The following is a 17,363-nucleotide window of genomic DNA, read 5'->3' as shown; positions in this document are numbered from 1 at the left end:
ACCCGGAAGCTAAGCCTCACAGCGCCGATGGTACTGCAGGGGGGACCCTGTGGGAGAGTAGGACGCCGCCGAACAATTATTGTGGGAATGCCCCGTACCAGGTATCTGGTGCGGGGCATTTCTGCGTTCAGGGCCGATTCACCCGGTATCGTATGGGCCGGATTTGATCGCATCGCCATGGCATCGCGTTGGTTTCGAGCACGCCTGATCATCGGGTATGCTTCTACCAGTTGCTGCGCCCCAATAGCTCAGTCGGTAGAGCGTCTCCATGGTAAGGAGAAGGTCTACGGTTCGATTCCGTATTGGGGCTCAAGTACGAGAAAGGCCCCCGCCGATGGCGGGGGCCTTTCTCGTACCTCCGGCTCGTATCTCCGGAGTCATCCGCGTCAGTGGGGCAGCGGCTCCGGTAGGCGCATGACGAGGATGGCCATGTCGTCGGAGGCGGGTTCCGCCGCGAAGCGTTCCACGGCGCGCAGGACGCGGGAGGCGATCGCGCCGGCCGTCAGGCCCGTACAGGACGCGAGCACGTCGGCCAGGCCGTCGTCGCCCAGCATGCGGGCGCCCTCGCGGCGCTCTGTGACGCCGTCGGTGACGCACAGGAGGACATCGCCGGGGTCCAGGGTGATCGTCTGCTCGTACAGCTCCAGATCCTCCATGACGCCCAGCAGCGGCTGCGGTTCGGCGGCCGGTTCCACGGTGCCGTCCTGGCGCAGGCGCAGGGGGAGCGGATGACCGGCGCAGACCATCTTGAGGATCGCGCTCCCGTCTTCCTGTGGCCACAACTCGCCATAGAGCAGGGTGAGGAAGCGGCTGAGGAAGCGGCTCCGGGAGCCCTCGTCGATGATCGCCGCGTTCAACCGTTCGAGGACGGCGGGGCCGCTGAGGCCCTCGCGGGCCAGCAGGCGCAGCGCGTGGCGGGCCAGGCCCGTGACGGCCGCGGCCTCCGGGCCCGTGCCGCAGACGTCGCCGATGGCGAAGCCGTAGGCGCCGTCCCGGATCGGGAAGAGGTCGTAGAAGTCGCCGCCGACCTCATTGCCCTCGCCGGCCGCGCGGTAGATCACATCGACCTCGACGCCGGGCACCTGAGGGAGCCCCGGGGGCAGCAGGCTGCGCTGGAGGGCCTGGCTGATGGCCGTGCGCTCCGAGTACAGGCGGGCGTTGTCGAGGGCGAGCGCGGCCCGGCGGGAGAGGTCCTCCGCGAGCTCCAGGATCTCCTGGCGGAAGTGGTCGTCGGAGGGTTTGCCGAGGGTGAGCATGCCGATGACGCGGTTGCGCGCCACGAGGGGCAGGACGACCGTCTCGCCGCCGACCGCCGCGGCCGTCGCCAGGGTCGTACCGACGCTCGACGTGCTGTCGAAGGAGTTTCTGCCCAGATCGCGCATGGAGGTCCGCAGCGCGGCCTGGTGGGCGGCGTCCGCCGGGGCGGTCCAGACGCGGGCGCCCGGGGCGGGCACCGGGTCGGGCGGGCTGATCTTGGAGAGAAGGGCCTTGAGGCCGTCGATGCGGTCCTCGTCCTCGTGCAGGACGTAGGAGAGGTACGGGTCCGACGACTGGTCGGCGATCGTGTAGACGGCGCACCAGGTGGCCAGGGTGGGGACGGTCATCTGGGCCATCAGCGCGAGCGTCTGGTCACGGTCCAGGGTGCCGGCGAGCAGATCGGACGCCTCGACGAGGAACGAGAGTGAACCGCGGCGGAGCCGCTCCAGCTCGCCGAGGCGGGCCGATTCGACGGCCAGGGCGATCCGGTCCGCGGCGAACTGGAGGCGGAGCGCCTCCTCGTTCGAGTAGCGGCCGGCGTTCTCGGCGGCCACGCCCAGCGAGCCGGTGAGCCGGCCCTCGACCTTGAGCGGGACGGTGACGACGGAGCGCATGCCGGTGCCGTTGAGCAGCGGGACGGCGCCGGGGACGGCCGAGAGATCCTCGTGGACGGCGGGCATCCGCGCCGAGCCGTAACGTCCCGTGCCGGCCTCCACGGGGACCCGCGCGAAGCGCTGGCGGGCGGAGGGCAGGCCGGTGGAGGCGCGTACCTCCAGCTCCGTCTCGTCGTCCGTGGCGAGCAGCAGGAAGGCCGAGTCGCCGTCGAGCATGTCGCGGGCGCGTTCCACGGTGCGCTGGAGGAGCCCGTCGAGATCGTCGGGGGCGGGGGAGCCGATGAAGACCTCGAAGGGGTCCGCCGTACGGCTTTCGCCGCTCGCCTCCGTGGCGGGGGCGCGCAGCGGGGTCTGGATGACCGCGCGCTCGTAGTCGCGGACGAGCAGGCAGACCGTGGAGGGCTCGCCTTGGGTGTCGCGTACCCGCAGGTGGGTGGCGTACACGGGGATGACCCGGCCGTCGGCGCCGTGGATGCCGTAACTGCCTTCCCAGCGGGAGAGTTGGAGCGCCTCGTCGAAGCCTGTGCCGATGCCGGGGGTGTGCGGCCAGGCGGCGATGTCGGCGAGGGGCTTGCCGACGACGTTCTTCGCGGCGTGACCGAAGACACTCTCCGCGTCCTCGTTCCAGTTGGCGACGGTGCCCTCGCCGTCGATCTGGACGACGGCGACGCGGACGCGTTCGTCGGCGACGGGCAGCAGATCGGTGGGGAGGACAGGGCCCGAGGAGCGGGTGCCCACCTGACGCTGGGGAAGTTCGAGCTGGAACCACACCTGTTTGAACGTCGGTGTGTACTCGACGCCCCAGCGGGACGCGAGGGCCGCGCAGAGCAGCAGCCCCCGGCCGTTCTCCTGGTCCGGAGAGGCGTAGGCGTGGGCCGTCGCCTGGATCGGGACCTCGCGCTCCGGATAGCGGTCCGCGACCTCGATGCGGACGCCGTCCTGCATCCGGAGGCAGAGCACGTCGGCGGAGGTGCCGGCGTGGATCACCGCGTTGGTGACGAGTTCGCTGGTGAGGACGGTGGCGTCATCGACGACATCGGAGTATCCCCACCCCTGGAGCGTGTCACGGACAAAGGCGCGGGCCGTCGCCACGGACCGCCCTACCGGTTCGAACGTGGCGGCCGCACGCGCGGTGATCACAGCACTCCCCATTGGTGTTTCGTCGCTCCCCCGAGTTCTGTGCCCGTTTCTCGCGGCTTCGATTCGCTTGCCAGGCTAGACGGTCGCCCTGGGTCACGTGCTACAGAGTCCCGACTCGGTGCGGTTCGGTACCGTCCGCGGGCGTGTGCGCGGGCTGTGCGGGGTGGGTGAGGATGTGGGCCGTCCCGTCGGCTCGGCGGCCGGACGAGGGGCACGCTGTGCCCTTGTAGGCTTCAACGATTTGACGCTTGCGTGGTCACGCCCCAACTGTTGGTGGTGGCAGTGAGCCGCAGTGAAACACTGGGCAGGCTTGCGGAGAAGGCTCGGGCAGTACGGCAACCCCTGCGGGAGGGACACGGTGGAGTCTGGCACGGCGGCGCGTGGCACGAGTGCGCGCGCGAAAGGCGGACGGTCCCGGAGCAACGGGACCATCGAGGTGGACCCGGCGGAGCTGAACAGACTGCTGACGGCCCTGGTGTCGATGCGGGACGGGAACTTCCGGAAGCGCCTGACCGTCTCCGGCGACGATGTGATGGCGGAGATCGCCGCCGTCTTCAACGAGGTCGCGGACCGCAATCTGCACCTGACCGGAGAGCTGGCCCGCGTACGACGGGTGGTCGGGCGCGAGGGGAAGCTGACCGAGCGGCTGGAGACCGGCACCTGCGAGGGCTCGTGGGCCGCCGCGATCGACGCGTCGAACGCGCTGGTGGACGATCTGGCGCGGCCGGTCTCCGAGGTGGGGCGGGTGCTCGCGGCGGTCGCCGAGGGCGATCTGGAACAGCGTATGGAGCTGCGTTCGCCGTCGTCGGACGGGCCGGAGCGCCCGTTGCGGGGCGAGTTCCTGAAGGTGGCCCGTACGGTCAACAACCTGGTCGACCAGTTGTCGGCGTTCACCGACGAGGTGACCCGGGTGGCGCTGGAGGTCGGTACCGAGGGCAAGCTCGGGGGCCAGGCCAAGGTGCGCGGTATGTCCGGATCGTGGAAGGACCTCACGGACTCGGTCAACACGATGGCGTACCGGCTCACCGCCCAGGTACGTGATATCGCTCTCGTCACGACGGCGGTCGCCAAGGGCGATCTGTCGCGCAAGGTCACGGTCCATGTGGCCGGCGAGATGCTGCAGCTGAAGAACACCGTCAACACCATGGTGGATCAGCTGTCGTCCTTCTCCTCCGAGGTCACGCGCGTGGCCCGGGAAGTGGGCACCGAGGGCGAGCTGGGCGGTCAGGCGACCGTGCCGGGCGTCGCCGGGGTGTGGAAGGACCTCACCGATTCGGTGAACACGATGGCCGGGAACCTGACCAGTCAGGTGCGCGGCATCGCGGAGGTGACGGCGGCGGTCGCCAGTGGTGACCTGTCGCAGAAGGTCACGGTGAGCGCGCGCGGCGAGATGGCGCAGCTCGCCGAGACGATCAACCAGATGACGGAGACGCTCCGTACCTTCGCGGACGAGGTCACCCGCGTCGCCAGCGAGGTGGGCGCGGAGGGGCTGCTCGGTGGCCAGGCACAGGTGCCGGGGGCCGCGGGGACGTGGAAGGACCTGACGGACTCGGTCAATACGGCGTTCCGGAATCTGACCGGTCAGGTGCGGGACATCGCGCAGGTGACGACTGCGGTCGCGAACGGTGATCTGTCGCAGAAGGTCACGGTCGATGTCGCGGGCGAGATGCTGGAGCTGAAGAACACCGTCAACACGATGGTGGACCAGCTTCAGTCGTTCGGGTCCGAGGTCACGCGGGTGGCCAGGGAGGTCGGTGTCGAGGGCCGGCTGGGCGGTCAGGCGGAGGTGCCGGGGGCGGCCGGGACGTGGAAGGACCTGACGGACTCGGTCAATACGGCGTTCCGGAATCTGACCGGTCAGGTGCGGGACATCGCGCAGGTGACGACGGCGGTCGCCAATGGTGATCTGTCGCAGAAGGTCACCGTGGACGTCGCGGGCGAGATGCTGGAGCTGAAGAACACCGTCAACACGATGGTGTCGCAGCTGTCCTCGTTCGCCGACCAGGTGACGGTCATGGCGCGGGACGTGGGTACGGAGGGGCGGCTCGGCGGCCAGGCGCGGGTGGACGGCGTCAGCGGTACGTGGAAGGAGCTGACCGACTCCGTCAACTTCATGGCCGGCAACTTGACCTCGCAGGTCCGCCAGATCGCGCAGGTGACGACGGCGGTGGCGCGGGGTGACCTGTCGCAGAAGATCGACGTGGACGCGCGCGGCGAGATCCTGGAGCTCAAGAACACGATCAACACCATGGTCGACCAGCTCTCGGCCTTCGCCGAGCAGGTGACCAGGGTCGCCCGCGAGGTCGGTACGGACGGGCGGCTGGGCGGTCAGGCGCAGGTGCCCGGGGTGGCCGGCGTCTGGCGTGATCTGACCGACTCGGTGAACGGCATGGCGGGGAACCTCACCGCCCAGGTCCGCAACATCGCGGGGGTCGCCACGGCGGTGGCCCGGGGCGATCTGTCGCAGAAGATCGACGTGGACGCGCGCGGTGAGCTGCTGGAGCTGAAGAGCACCCTCAACACGATGGTGGACCAGCTGTCCGACTTCGCCGAGCAGGTGACGCGGGTGGCCCGCGAGGTGGGCACCGAGGGCATCCTCGGCGGCCAGGCCGAGGTGCAGGGCGTCTCGGGCACCTGGAAGGACCTCACGCAGTCCGTCAACTTCATGGCGAACAACCTCACTTCCCAGGTCCGCAATATCGCCGAGGTGACGACGGCGGTCGCCATGGGGGATCTGTCCAAGAAGATCACAGTCGACGCCCGGGGGGAGTTCCTCGATCTGGTGACGACCGTCAACACGATGGTCGATCAGCTGTCCAACTTCGCCGACGAGGTGACGCGCGTCGCCCGTGAGGTGGGTACGGAGGGCATTCTCGGCGGCCAGGCGAGGGTCCGGGGCGTCACCGGGATCTGGAAGGACCTCAGCGACAACGTCAACACCATGGCCAACAACCTGACGAGCCAGGTGCGCAACATCTCCCGTGTCTCGTCCGCCGTCGCCCACGGTGACCTGACCAAGAAGGTGACGGTGGAGGCGCGCGGCGAGATCGCGGAGCTGGCCGACACCGTCAACACGATGGTGACGACGCTGTCGTCCTTCGCGGACGAGGTCACCCGTGTCGCGCGCGAGGTGGGCACGGAGGGCGAACTGGGCGGCCAGGCCAGGGTGCCCGGCATCTCCGGTACGTGGAAGGACCTCACCGAGTCGGTGAACTCGATGGCGTCGAATCTGACCGGTCAGGTGCGCCAGATCGCCACGGTCACCACGGCCATCGCCAAGGGCGATCTCACCAAGAAGATCGACATCGATGCCCGGGGCGAGATCCTGGAGCTGAAGAACACGATCAACACGATGGTCGACCAGCTCTCCTCCTTCGCCGACCAGGTCACCAGGGTGGCCCGCGAGGTGGGTACGGACGGGCAGCTCGGCGGTCAGGCGCGGGTGCGGGACGTCGACGGCACGTGGCGGGATCTCACCGAGTCGGTGAATGAGATGGCCGGGAACCTGACCCGTCAGGTACGCGCGATCGCGGCCGTTGCCACGGCCGTGACCCGGGGCGATCTGAACCTCAAGATCGATGTCGACGCGGCGGGCGAGATCCAGGTCCTCCAGGACAACATCAATACGATGATCGCCAATCTCCGGGACACCACCCTCGCCAACGAGGAGCAGGACTGGCTGAAGGGCAACCTCGCCCGGATCTCCGGTCTGATGCAGGGCCGGCGCGATCTGGAGGACGTGGCGTCGCTCATCATGAGCGAGCTGACCCCGGTGGTCTCCGCGCAGCACGGCGCGTTCTTCCTGGCGATGCAGACCGGCACGGTGCCCCAGGTCGGCACGGACGTGGGCCGGGACGGTTCGTACGAGCTGTGCATGCGCGGCAGTTACGGCTACTCGGCGGGCTCGATGCCGACGTCCTTCCGGCCCGGTGAGACGCTGATCGGCACGGCGGCCGAGGAGAAGCGCACCATCCAGGTCAATGTGCCGCCGGGGTACCTGAAGATCTCGTCCGGGCTCGGGGAGGCGTCGCCGGCGCATGTGATCGTGCTTCCGGTGCTCTTCGAGGGGAAGGTTCTCGGGGTGATCGAGCTGGCGTCGTTCCAGCCGTTCACGCAGATCCAGCGGGACTTCCTCAACCAGATCGCCGAGATGATCGCGACGAGCGTCAACACCATCAGCGTCAACTCGAAGACCGAGGTGCTGCTGAAGCAGTCGCAGGAGCTGACCGAGCAGCTGCGGGAGCGGTCGGCGGAGCTGGAGAACCGGCAGAAGGCCCTTCAGGAGTCCAACGCGGAGCTGGAGGAGAAGGCCGAGCTGCTGGCCCGGCAGAACCGCGACATCGAGGTGAAGAACACCGAGATCGAGGAGGCCAGGCAGGTGCTGGAGGAGCGGGCCGAACAGCTCGCCGTCTCCATGCGCTACAAGTCCGAGTTCCTGGCGAACATGTCGCACGAGCTGCGCACCCCGCTCAACTCGCTGCTCATCCTGGCGAAGCTGCTCGCGGACAACGCGGAGTCGAACCTCTCCCCGAAGCAGGTCGAGTTCGCCGAGACGATCCACGGCGCCGGGTCCGACCTGCTCCAGCTGATCAACGACATCCTCGATCTGTCGAAGGTCGAGGCGGGCAAGATGGACGTGAGCCCGACCCGTATCGCGCTGGTCCAGCTCGTCGACTACGTGGAGGCCACGTTCCGGCCGCTCACTGCGGAGAAGGGGCTCGACTTCTCCGTACGGGTGTCGCCGGAGCTGCCCGCGACCCTGCACACGGACGAGCAGCGGCTGCTGCAGGTGCTGCGCAATCTGCTGTCCAACGCGGTCAAGTTCACCGACGGCGGCGCGGTGGAGCTGGTGATCAGGCCGGCCGCCGCCGATGTGCCCGACGCCATCAGGGAGCAGTTGCTGGAGGCGGGGTCGCTGCGGGACGCGGACGGCGATCTGATCGCGTTCTCGGTGACGGACACGGGGATCGGGATCGCGGCGAGCAAGATGCGGGTGATCTTCGAGGCGTTCAAGCAGGCGGACGGCACGACCAGCCGCAAGTACGGCGGCACCGGGCTCGGGCTCTCCATCAGCCGGGAGATCGCGCGGCTGCTCGGCGGTGAGATCCACGCGGCGAGCGAGCCGGGACGCGGTTCGACGTTCACGCTGTATCTGCCGCTCCACCCGAGCGAACTGCCGCCGCAGGGCTACCGGCAGCTGACTCCCGCGGGCATGCGGGCCCAGGTGCGGCCGGCGGACGAGACGGCGGCGGAGCCGGCCGGGCAGGTGCGGGGCGAGGTGTCGGCACCCGCGGAGCTGCCGGGGCCCGCGGCGCTGTTCAGGCGCCGCCGCAAGGCGCCGGGAGCAGGGCTGGGGGAGCGGGGCCCGGCAGCGTCAGGCCAGGGCTCCCAGGCGCCGGAGGGGGCTTCGGAGCGTCAGGAGGCTTACGGGGAGCTCCCGCAGGAGGTGTACCGGGAGAGCCGTACGTTCGCCTTCAACGGCGAGAAGGTGCTGATCGTCGACGACGACATCCGTAACGTCTTCGCGCTCACCAGCGTGCTGGAACAGTACGGGCTTTCGGTGCTGTACGCGGAGAACGGCCGTGAGGGCATCGAAGTCCTTGAGCAGAACGACCATGTGACGGTCGTTCTGATGGACATCATGATGCCGGAGATGGATGGATACGCGACGACGACGGCGATCCGCAGGATGCCTCAGTTCGCCGGACTGCCCATCATCGCGCTCACCGCCAAGGCGATGAAGGGCGACCGGGAGAAGGCCCTGGACGCCGGTGCCTCCGACTATGTGACGAAGCCGGTCGACCCTGATCATCTGCTGTCGGTGATGGAGCGGTGGATGCATGGAGAGTGACCGGTCCGTACCCAAGTCCGGTCGGGAATCGGCCCGGGGAGCCGACTGAGGGGTCCGCGGGCGTGTGAGCCGGTGCGATGCGGGGAACCTTCTGGGCTTCCGCTGCGTTTCCGATTCGAGCACAGTGACATCACAGTGACAGGGTGTGGCGACGGGCGGGGTGCGGCTACCATGACCGGCACAAGGACGGACGGCGTAAGGGAGTCGTTCCCTGGGGCGGCGCCCGGCGTATCGCCGGGTCACGTGAGCAGGGGGCGTCCCACGCCGGGGCGAGGAGGGCGGGTGGCCATGGTGCAGAAGGCCAAGATCCTCCTGGTGGATGACCGGCCGGAGAATCTGCTGGCGCTGGAGGCCATTCTCTCCGCGCTCGATCAGACACTGGTGCGGGCATCGTCAGGGGAGGAAGCGCTCAAAGCGCTGCTGACGGACGACTTCGCGGTCATTCTGCTGGATGTCCAGATGCCGGGGATGGACGGGTTCGAGACCGCCGCGCACATCAAGCGGCGGGAGCGCACGCGCGACATCCCGATTATTTTTCTCACGGCCATCAACCATGGCCCGCACCACACGTTCCGGGGGTACGCGGCGGGCGCGGTGGACTACATCTCCAAACCGTTCGATCCCTGGGTGCTGCGCGCCAAGGTGTCGGTCTTCGTCGAGCTGTACATGAAGAACTGCACGCTCAAGGAGCAGGCCGAGCTGCTCAGACTCCAGCTGGCGGGGGCGGGCGAGGCGCGGGAGCCGGCCGGTCTGCTGGCCGAACTGTCCGCGCGGCTGGCGGCGGTTGAGGAGCAGGCGGAAGCGCTCTCCAAGCAGTTGGACGACGACGCGGCGGATGCCTCGGCCGTGGCGACCGCCGCCCATCTGGAGCGCAAACTCACCGGACTGCGCCGGGCACTGGACGCGCTGGAGCCGGGGACGGGTGGCGGCACGCCGCCGCTCCCTTCGTAGTCCGGCTCCGCCGATCGCTCCGGCGTGAAGCCGCGTCAGTTTCCCGCCGAGTTGCGGGCGACACGGACGGGTGAAGCAGTGGGCACACGTGTCCGGGGCCGTTCACACCGGTAACCTCACCACCATGGCCTCACGTACGTCCGGCAATGGTTCCCAGGGCACGGCGGGCACCGCAAAGCCGCGGGCCGGCCGTACGAGCGGCGCCGCGAAGGCGGCGCCCGCCAAGAAGACGGCGGCGAAGAAGACGGCACCCGCGAAGAAGGCCCCGGCCAGGAAGGCACCGGCGAAGAAGGCCGCCGCCCGGCCGGTGCCCAAGCCCGCACCGTCCCCCACAGAGGGTGTGTACCGGGTGGTACGCGCGGTGTGGCTCGGAGCGGCGCACGGCGTGGGGGCGGTGTTCCGCGGCATAGGGCGGGGCGCGAAGGGGCTCGACCCGGCACACCGCAAGGACGGCTTGGCTCTTCTGCTGCTCGGCCTCGCGCTCGTCGTCGCGGCCGGTACCTGGTCGAGCCTGAAGGGCCCGGTCGGCGATCTGGTCGAGATGCTCGTCACCGGCGCCTTCGGCCGGCTCGATCTGCTGGTGCCGATACTGCTGGGCGCCGTCGCCGTGCGGCTGATCCTCTACCCGCAGAGGCCCGACGCCAACGGCCGGATCGTCATCGGTCTCTCCGCGCTGGTCGTCGGAGTGCTGGGGCTGGTCCACATCGCCTGCGGCTCCCCGGGCCGGAGCGAGGGCGCCGAGGCCCTGCAGGACGCGGGCGGTCTGATCGGCTGGGCCGCCGCCACGCCGCTGATTCTCACCACGGGCGAGGTGCTCGCCGTACCGCTACTCCTGCTGCTGACCGTCTTCGGGCTGCTCGTCGTGACTGCGACGCCGGTCAACGCCATCCCGCGGCGGCTGCGGCAGCTCGGAGTCAGGCTGGGCATCGTCGAATCCCCCTACGGGCGGGGACATTTCCACGATGACCGGTACGACGATCAGGCGGACCAGTACGACGATCAGTACGACAAGGGCAACGACGACGAGCGCTACGACCAGCAGTGGCGCGAGGCGCTGCCGGCTGCCGCGCGCCGGCCGTCCGCGCGCCGCGTCGCGCCGCCGGAGGAGTACGACGCCGACCGGGCCGAGGCCGCGGCGCTCGCCAAGCGGCGCAGGCCACGCCGTCCCTCCGTACAGCCGTCGATGGAGCGGTCCATGGACGCCGTGGATGTGGCGGCGGCCGCGGCTGCGGCGCTGGACGGTGCCGTGCTCAACGGGATGCCGCCCTCGCCGATCGTCGCGGACCTCACCCAGGGCCTATCCACGGACCGTACGCGCAAGCCGGGAGAGGGGACGGGGGAGCAGCGGCCGGAACGGTCCCGGGAGGCGAACGAGAGCGCCGTGGAGCACTCCGCGCCCGTACCCACGGCGCGCGAGGCGCCGCCGCGGCCCGCGGGCGTACGCCCCGGGGTGTACGCGCCGGTCGCGGATCTGACGAAGCCCACTCCCACGGTGGACAAGCCGCTGCCGGCGCGGGCCGAACAGCTCCGGCTCAGCGGTGACATCACCTACTCGCTCCCCTCGCTGGACCTGCTGGAGCGCGGCGGTCCCGGCAAGACGCGCAGCGCCGCCAACGACGCCGTGGTCGCCTCGCTCAGCAATGTCTTCCAGGAGTTCAAGGTCGACGCCGCGGTCACGGGCTTCACCCGGGGGCCGACGGTGACGCGGTACGAGGTGGAGCTGGGCCCGGCCGTGAAGGTCGAGCGGATCACCGCGCTCACCAAGAACATCGCGTACGCCGTCGCCAGTCCCGACGTACGGATCATCTCCCCGATCCCCGGCAAGTCCGCGGTCGGGATCGAGATCCCCAACACCGACCGCGAAATGGTCAACCTCGGCGATGTGCTGCGGCTCGCCGCCGCCGCCGAGGACGACCATCCGATGCTCGTCGCGCTCGGCAAGGACGTCGAGGGCGGCTACGAGATGGCCAATCTGGCGAAGATGCCGCACCTGCTGGTCGCGGGGGCGACCGGCTCGGGCAAGTCGTCGTGCATCAACTGCCTGATCACCTCGGTGATGGTCCGGGCGACGCCGGACGACGTCCGGATGGTCCTCGTGGACCCCAAGCGGGTCGAGCTGACCGCGTACGAGGGCATCCCGCACCTGATCACGCCGATCATCACCAATCCCAAGCGGGCCGCCGAGGCGCTCCAGTGGGTCGTCCGCGAGATGGACCTGCGCTACGACGACCTGGCCGCGTACGGCTTCCGGCACATCGACGACTTCAACAAGGCGGTGCGGGCCGGCAAGGTCAAGGTGCCGGAGGGCAGCGAGCGCGAGCTGTCGCCGTATCCGTATCTGCTGGTCATCGTGGACGAGCTGGCGGACCTGATGATGGTCGCGCCGCGCGACGTCGAGGACGCCATCGTCCGTATCACCCAGTTGGCCCGCGCCGCCGGTATCCATCTGGTGCTCGCCACCCAGCGCCCCTCGGTCGATGTCGTCACCGGTCTGATCAAGGCGAACGTGCCCTCGCGGCTGGCGTTCGCCACCTCCTCGCTGGCGGACAGCCGGGTCATCCTCGACCAGCCGGGCGCGGAGAAGCTGATCGGCAAGGGCGACGGTCTCTTCCTGCCGATGGGGGCGAACAAGCCGACCCGTATGCAGGGCGCGTTTGTCACCGAGGACGAGATCGCGGCGGTCGTCCAGCACTGCAAGGATCAGATGGCGCCCGTCTTCCGGGACGACGTCGTGGTCGGCACGGCGAAGAAGAAGGAGATCGACGAGGACATCGGCGACGATCTCGATCTGCTCTGCCAGGCCGTCGAACTGGTGGTGTCGACGCAGTTCGGTTCGACGTCCATGCTCCAGCGGAAGTTGCGGGTCGGGTTCGCGAAGGCCGGCCGGCTGATGGACCTGATGGAGTCGAGGAACATCGTCGGGCCGAGCGAGGGCTCCAAGGCGCGCGACGTCCTGGTGAAGGCGGACGAGCTGGACGGGGTGCTCGCCATCATCCGCGGTGAGTCGCCCGCCTAGGTTTCCGGTCGGCGCGGACGCTCCGGGACGGGGGCGCGACGCGCCGGGGGTGGGCCCCGGAGGGGGGAATCTCCGGGGTATTCGGAGGAACCCGTAGGGCAACCGTTTCCCTTGGCCGGACGTCAAGTTGGGGAAAGAGGGAAGATGGTGTTCCTACCCCGCGCCATTCGGCCATTCCGATGGCGTACAAAGTGCATCCGCCCGGTTGCCCCACCCTTTCGTACCACCCATAGACTGAACGTCCAGCAGGTGGCTACACGCTCGAAAGGCGCCCCCGTGTCCATCGGCAACTCTCCCGACGGCAAGTCCTCAGACGGCCACGCTACCGAAGATCACATTCCCGGCGGTGACTCCGCCGAGGTCACACCCCCCGAAGACGAACGGCTCCCGATCGGCCGGGCGCTTCAGCGCGCGCGTATCGCCGCGCATCTGACCGTCGACGAGATCAGCGGCTCCACCCGGGTGCGCATCCCCATCGTGCACGCGATCGAACAGGACGACTTCTCGCGCTCCGGCGGGGACGTCTACGCCCGCGGGCACATCCGTATGCTCGCCCGCGCGGTCGGGCTCGATCCCGAGCCCCTCATCGAGCAGTTCGACGCCGAGCGCGGGGGGCGTCCCGCGCCGACGCCCGCGGCGCCGATGTTCGAGGCGGAACGGATCCGGCCGGAGCGGCGCCGGCCCAACTGGACCGCCGCCATGGTGGCCGCGATCGTCGCCGTGGTCGGCTTCGTCGGCTTCACCGCGTTCAGCGGCGGGGACGCCGGGTCCAAGAACAAGCAGGTCGCCGAGGGCCCCAAGCCCGACAGGACCCGTACAGAACCGAGCCCCTCCAAGGCGGCAAACCCCAAGCCGGAGCCGTCGGACAGCGCCATCGCCGCGGCCCCGCGCGACAAGGTCACGGTGAAACTGTCGGCCATAGACGACAAGAGCTGGATCTCCGCGAAGGCGCACAACGGCAAACTGCTGTTCGACGGACTTCTCCTCAAGGGCGATTCGAAGACCTTCCAGGACGACGAACAGATCGATCTGATCCTCGGGAACGCCGGTGCGATCGAGCTGTATGTGAACGGCAAGAAGGTCGAGGACGAGTTCCAGTCCGGCCAGGTCGAGCGGCTCTCGTACACGCAGGGCGATCCCGAGGCAGGCTGAGCAACCCTGCACGGTAAGGGCGGGGCCAGGACAAAGTAGTCTTGAGCCCATGCCCGAACGCCGTACCGTCGCCCTTGTCACTCTTGGCTGCGCCCGTAACGAGGTGGACTCGGAGGAGCTTGCAGGCCGCTTGGCAGCGGACGGCTGGGAGCTCGTCCAGGACGCCTCGGGGGCGGATGTCGCCGTCGTCAACACCTGCGGATTCGTCGAAGCCGCGAAGAAGGACTCCGTCGACGCCCTGCTGGAAGCCAACGATCTGAAGGATCAAGGCAGAACGCAGGCCGTCGTCGCCGTCGGCTGCATGGCCGAGCGCTACGGCAAGGAGCTGGCCGAGGCGCTGCCCGAGGCGGACGGGGTGCTCGGCTTCGACGACTACGCCGATATCTCCGACCGGCTCCAGACCATCCTGAACGGCGGCATCCACGCCTCGCACACCCCGCGCGACCGGCGCAAGCTGCTGCCGCTCAGCCCGGTCGAGCGGCAGGGCGCCGATGTGGCGCTGCCCGGTCACGCGCAGACCGCCGACGAGGTGGCCCCCGCCCCCGCGGACCTGCCGGACGGGATCGCACCGGCCTCCGGGCCGCGCGCGCCCCTGCGGCGGCGGCTCGACACCAGCCCCGTCGCCTCCGTGAAGCTGGCCTCCGGCTGCGACCGGCGCTGCTCGTTCTGCGCCATCCCCTCCTTCCGCGGCTCCTTCATCTCCCGGCGCCCCTCCGACGTGCTCGGCGAGACGCGCTGGCTGGCCGAGCAGGGCGTCAAGGAGGTCATGCTCGTCTCCGAGAACAACACGTCGTACGGCAAGGACCTCGGCGACATCCGGCTCCTGGAGACCCTGCTGCCCGAGCTGGCGGCCGTCGACGGGATCGAGCGGATCCGGGTCAGTTACCTCCAGCCCGCCGAGATGCGGCCCGGGCTGATCGACGTGCTGACCTCGACGCCCAAGATCGCGCCGTACTTCGATCTGTCCTTCCAGCACTCGGCCCCCGGTGTCCTGCGCGCGATGCGGCGCTTCGGGGACACCGACCGCTTCCTGGAGCTGCTGGAGACCATCCGGGGCAAGGCCCCGCAGGCCGGGGTGCGCTCCAACTTCATCGTCGGCTTCCCCGGCGAGACCGAGGCGGACTTCGCCGAGCTGGAACGCTTCCTCACCGGCGCGCGGCTCGATGCCATCGGGGTCTTCGGCTACTCGGACGAGGACGGTACGGAGGCCGCGACGTACGACGGCAAGCTGGACGCGGACGTCGTCTCCGAGCGGCTGGCGCATCTGTCGCGGCTGGCCGAGGAGCTGACGGCGCAGCGGGCCGAGGAACGGCTCGGCGAGAGCCTTGAGGTGCTGGTCGAGTCCGTCGAGCCGGAGGGCGCCGACGGCGAGGCGGCGGTGGGCCGGGCCGCGCACCAGGCGCCCGAGACCGACGGCCAGGTGATCTTCACCTCGCGCGAGGGACTGCGTCCCGGACTTATGGTCGGGGCGAAGGTGATCGGCACCGAGGGTGTGGACCTGGTGGCCGAGTGCTACGAGCTTCCGGGGGACGTCTCCCGGACCCCGGGCGAGGAGGCGGCCAGATGACCGGAGTCCCGGCGTCCGCGGCGGGCGGCACCGGTGCGACGCCGGTGACGGGTGGTACCGGAGGTACGTCCGGGCCCGGCGGGAAACCGGGGAGCGGTACCGGCGCCGGCGCTGGTGCCGCCGGCGGTGGTGGTACCGGCAGCGGTGGCAAGCTGGGAGCGGCCGTGGTCAATCAGGCCAGTCTGTGGAACATCGCCAATATCCTCACCATGGTGCGGCTTGTGCTCGTGCCCGGGTTCGTGCTGCTGCTGCTCCAGGACGGCGGTTACGACCCGGTCTGGCGCGCCTGGGCCTGGGCCGCGTTCGCCGTCGCCATGATCACGGACGTCTTCGACGGCCATCTGGCCCGTACGTACAACCTGGTCACCGACTTCGGCAAGATCGCCGACCCGATCGCGGACAAGGCGATCATGGGCGCGGCGCTGATCTGTCTCTCCGCGCTCGGCGATCTGCCGTGGTGGGTGACGGGGGTCATCCTTTTCCGTGAACTCGGCATCACACTGATGCGGTTCTGGGTGATCAGACACGGTGTCATCCCGGCCAGCCGCGGCGGCAAGATGAAGACGCTGGCCCAGGGGGTCGCCGTGGGGATGTATGTCCTCGCGCTGACCGGGCCGCTGGCGACGCTGCGGTTCTGGGTGATGGCGGTGGCCGTGGTGCTGACGGTCGCCACGGGGCTGGACTATGTGCGCCAGGCGGTCGTGCTGCGGCGCCAGGGCCTCGCGGCGGAGCGTGCCGAGGCGGAGTCCGGGCGGTGAGCGGGGCGTCCGCCGCGGCGGTGCTGGAGATCCTGGTGGCGCGGGGCGGGACGCTGGCCGTCGCGGAGTCCCTGACCGGCGGGCTGGTCGCCGCGGAGCTGACGTCCGTACCGGGCGCCTCCCGGGCCTTCCGCGGGTCCGTCACCGCGTACGCGACGGAGCTCAAGCGGGACGTCCTGGGCGTCGACGGGACCCTTCTGGACGAGCGCGGTGCGGTGGATCCCGAGGTCGCGCGGCAGATGGCGGCCGGCGTGCGCCGGACGCTCGGGGCCTCCTGGGGTGCGGCGACCACGGGGGTGGCGGGCCCCGATCCGCAGGACGGGCAGCCGGTCGGCACCGTGTACGTGGCGGTCGTCGGGCCGGAAGGTGCGGGGAAAGTCGCCGCGCTGCGGTTGAACGGCGACCGGGCGGACATCCGTAAAGAGAGTGTACGGAGCGTGCTCGGGCTACTCCTCAGCGAACTGTCCGGGAACGGGCGGTCACAGGATACGGAACAGAACGGGGGGAATTGATGTTTGCAGCCCTGAGTGAACACGACATCGCTCCCCGCACGGCCGCAGCGCAAGGCGGTACGGTGGGGCGTGAAGGATGCGGCTACGCGGTCCGAGGAGGGAGCCACCGATGATTCTGCTCCGTCGCCTGCTGGGTGACGTGCTGCGTCGGCAGCGCCAGCGCCAGGGCCGTACTCTGCGCGAAGTCTCCTCGTCCGCCCGAGTCTCGCTCGGCTATCTCTCCGAGGTGGAGCGGGGGCAGAAGGAGGCTTCCTCCGAGCTGCTCTCCGCGATCTGCGACGCGCTTGACGTACGGATGTCCGAGCTCATGCGTGAAGTGAGCGACGAACTGTCGTTGGCGGAGCTGGCCGCGTCGGCGGCGGCGAACGAGCCGCTGTCTGCGCCAGTACGCCCCATGCTCAACTCTGTCTCTGTGACGTCGGTGGCCGGAGTGCCGACGGAGCGGGTGACCATCAAGGCGCCCGCCGAGGCGGTGGACGTCGTCGCCGCCTGACGGCGACCAGGACGATCAGAGGCCCCGGCCCGGTATTCGTACCGGCCGGGGC

Annotated in this window: 9 protein-coding genes and 1 tRNA gene; 9 read left to right on the top strand and 1 reads right to left on the bottom strand. The window is 69.6% G+C overall.

Translation table 11 applies throughout. The features are described from left to right. The first annotated feature begins 237 nt into the window (after positions 1–237). A tRNA-Thr gene (locus AB0389_RS07060) sits at positions 238–310 on the top strand. A 76-nt stretch (positions 311–386) separates the two neighbouring features. On the opposite strand, the gene AB0389_RS07055 is transcribed toward AB0389_RS07060, so the two are convergent. Further along, positions 387–3,023, bottom strand: coding sequence for a SpoIIE family protein phosphatase (locus AB0389_RS07055; RefSeq protein WP_366394287.1), 2,637 nt, complete (start codon positions 3,021–3,023; stop codon positions 387–389). Positions 3,024–3,369: 346 nt separating this feature from the next. On the opposite strand from AB0389_RS07055, the gene AB0389_RS07050 reads away from it, so the two are divergent. From AB0389_RS07050 to AB0389_RS07015, 8 genes are all read left to right on the top strand, one after another. Next, complete coding sequence (locus AB0389_RS07050; RefSeq protein ID WP_366394286.1) at positions 3,370–8,862, top strand: HAMP domain-containing protein; 5,493 nt, start codon at positions 3,370–3,372, stop codon at positions 8,860–8,862. 288 nt (positions 8,863–9,150) lie between these two features. Next, positions 9,151–9,813 carry a response regulator gene (locus AB0389_RS07045; protein WP_114662582.1) on the top strand — a complete coding sequence of 221 codons (663 nt, stop codon included), beginning with the start codon at positions 9,151–9,153 and terminating at the stop codon, positions 9,811–9,813. A gap of 124 nt (positions 9,814–9,937) precedes the next feature. Further along, complete coding sequence (locus AB0389_RS07040) at positions 9,938–12,829, top strand: DNA translocase FtsK (RefSeq protein WP_366394285.1); 2,892 nt, start codon at positions 9,938–9,940, stop codon at positions 12,827–12,829. 336 nt (positions 12,830–13,165) lie between these two features. Beyond that, positions 13,166–13,981 carry a helix-turn-helix domain-containing protein gene (locus AB0389_RS07035; protein WP_366394300.1) on the top strand — a complete coding sequence of 272 codons (816 nt, stop codon included), beginning with the start codon at positions 13,166–13,168 and terminating at the stop codon, positions 13,979–13,981. A gap of 49 nt (positions 13,982–14,030) precedes the next feature. Beyond that, positions 14,031–15,548: a 30S ribosomal protein S12 methylthiotransferase RimO gene (gene rimO / locus AB0389_RS07030; RefSeq protein ID WP_366394284.1), complete on the top strand. Its 1,518-nt coding sequence runs from the start codon at positions 14,031–14,033 to the stop codon at positions 15,546–15,548. Next, entirely contained in the window at positions 15,545–16,306 is a 762-nt protein-coding gene (gene pgsA, locus AB0389_RS07025) for a CDP-diacylglycerol--glycerol-3-phosphate 3-phosphatidyltransferase (protein ID WP_366394283.1), read from the top strand. Before rimO ends, pgsA begins: the two co-directional genes overlap by 4 nt. After that, positions 16,303–16,818 (top strand): nicotinamide-nucleotide amidohydrolase family protein, encoded by a 516-nt coding sequence (locus AB0389_RS07020; RefSeq protein ID WP_366394282.1) that lies wholly within the window; start codon positions 16,303–16,305, stop codon positions 16,816–16,818. The genes pgsA and AB0389_RS07020 overlap by 4 nt, the downstream gene beginning before the upstream one ends. 109 nt (positions 16,819–16,927) lie before the next feature. Next, the gene (locus AB0389_RS07015; RefSeq protein ID WP_114662598.1) at positions 16,928–17,311 is read left to right on the top strand and encodes a helix-turn-helix transcriptional regulator; all 384 of its coding nucleotides are present in this window, start codon (positions 16,928–16,930) and stop codon (positions 17,309–17,311) included. The last annotated feature ends 52 nt before the right edge of the window (positions 17,312–17,363 follow it).

Origin of the sequence: Streptomyces sp. NPDC093109 (assembly GCF_040701725.1) — a bacterium.
Taxonomy (GTDB): Bacteria; Actinomycetota; Actinomycetes; order Streptomycetales; family Streptomycetaceae; genus Streptomyces.
Note: the sequence above shows the minus strand (reverse complement) of the source record. Positions and strands in the feature narration are given on the sequence as shown.

Coding starts and splice junctions, on each gene's coding strand:
- AB0389_RS07055 (WP_366394287.1), bottom strand. CDS start 3,023: ATGGGGAGTGCTGTGATCACCGCGCGTGCGGCCGCCACGTTCGAACCG.
- AB0389_RS07045 (WP_114662582.1), top strand. CDS start 9,151: ATGGTGCAGAAGGCCAAGATCCTCCTGGTGGATGACCGGCCGGAGAAT.
- AB0389_RS07040 (WP_366394285.1), top strand. CDS start 9,938: ATGGCCTCACGTACGTCCGGCAATGGTTCCCAGGGCACGGCGGGCACC.
- rimO (WP_366394284.1), top strand. CDS start 14,031: ATGCCCGAACGCCGTACCGTCGCCCTTGTCACTCTTGGCTGCGCCCGT.
- pgsA (WP_366394283.1), top strand. CDS start 15,545: ATGACCGGAGTCCCGGCGTCCGCGGCGGGCGGCACCGGTGCGACGCCG.
- AB0389_RS07015 (WP_114662598.1), top strand. CDS start 16,928: ATGATTCTGCTCCGTCGCCTGCTGGGTGACGTGCTGCGTCGGCAGCGC.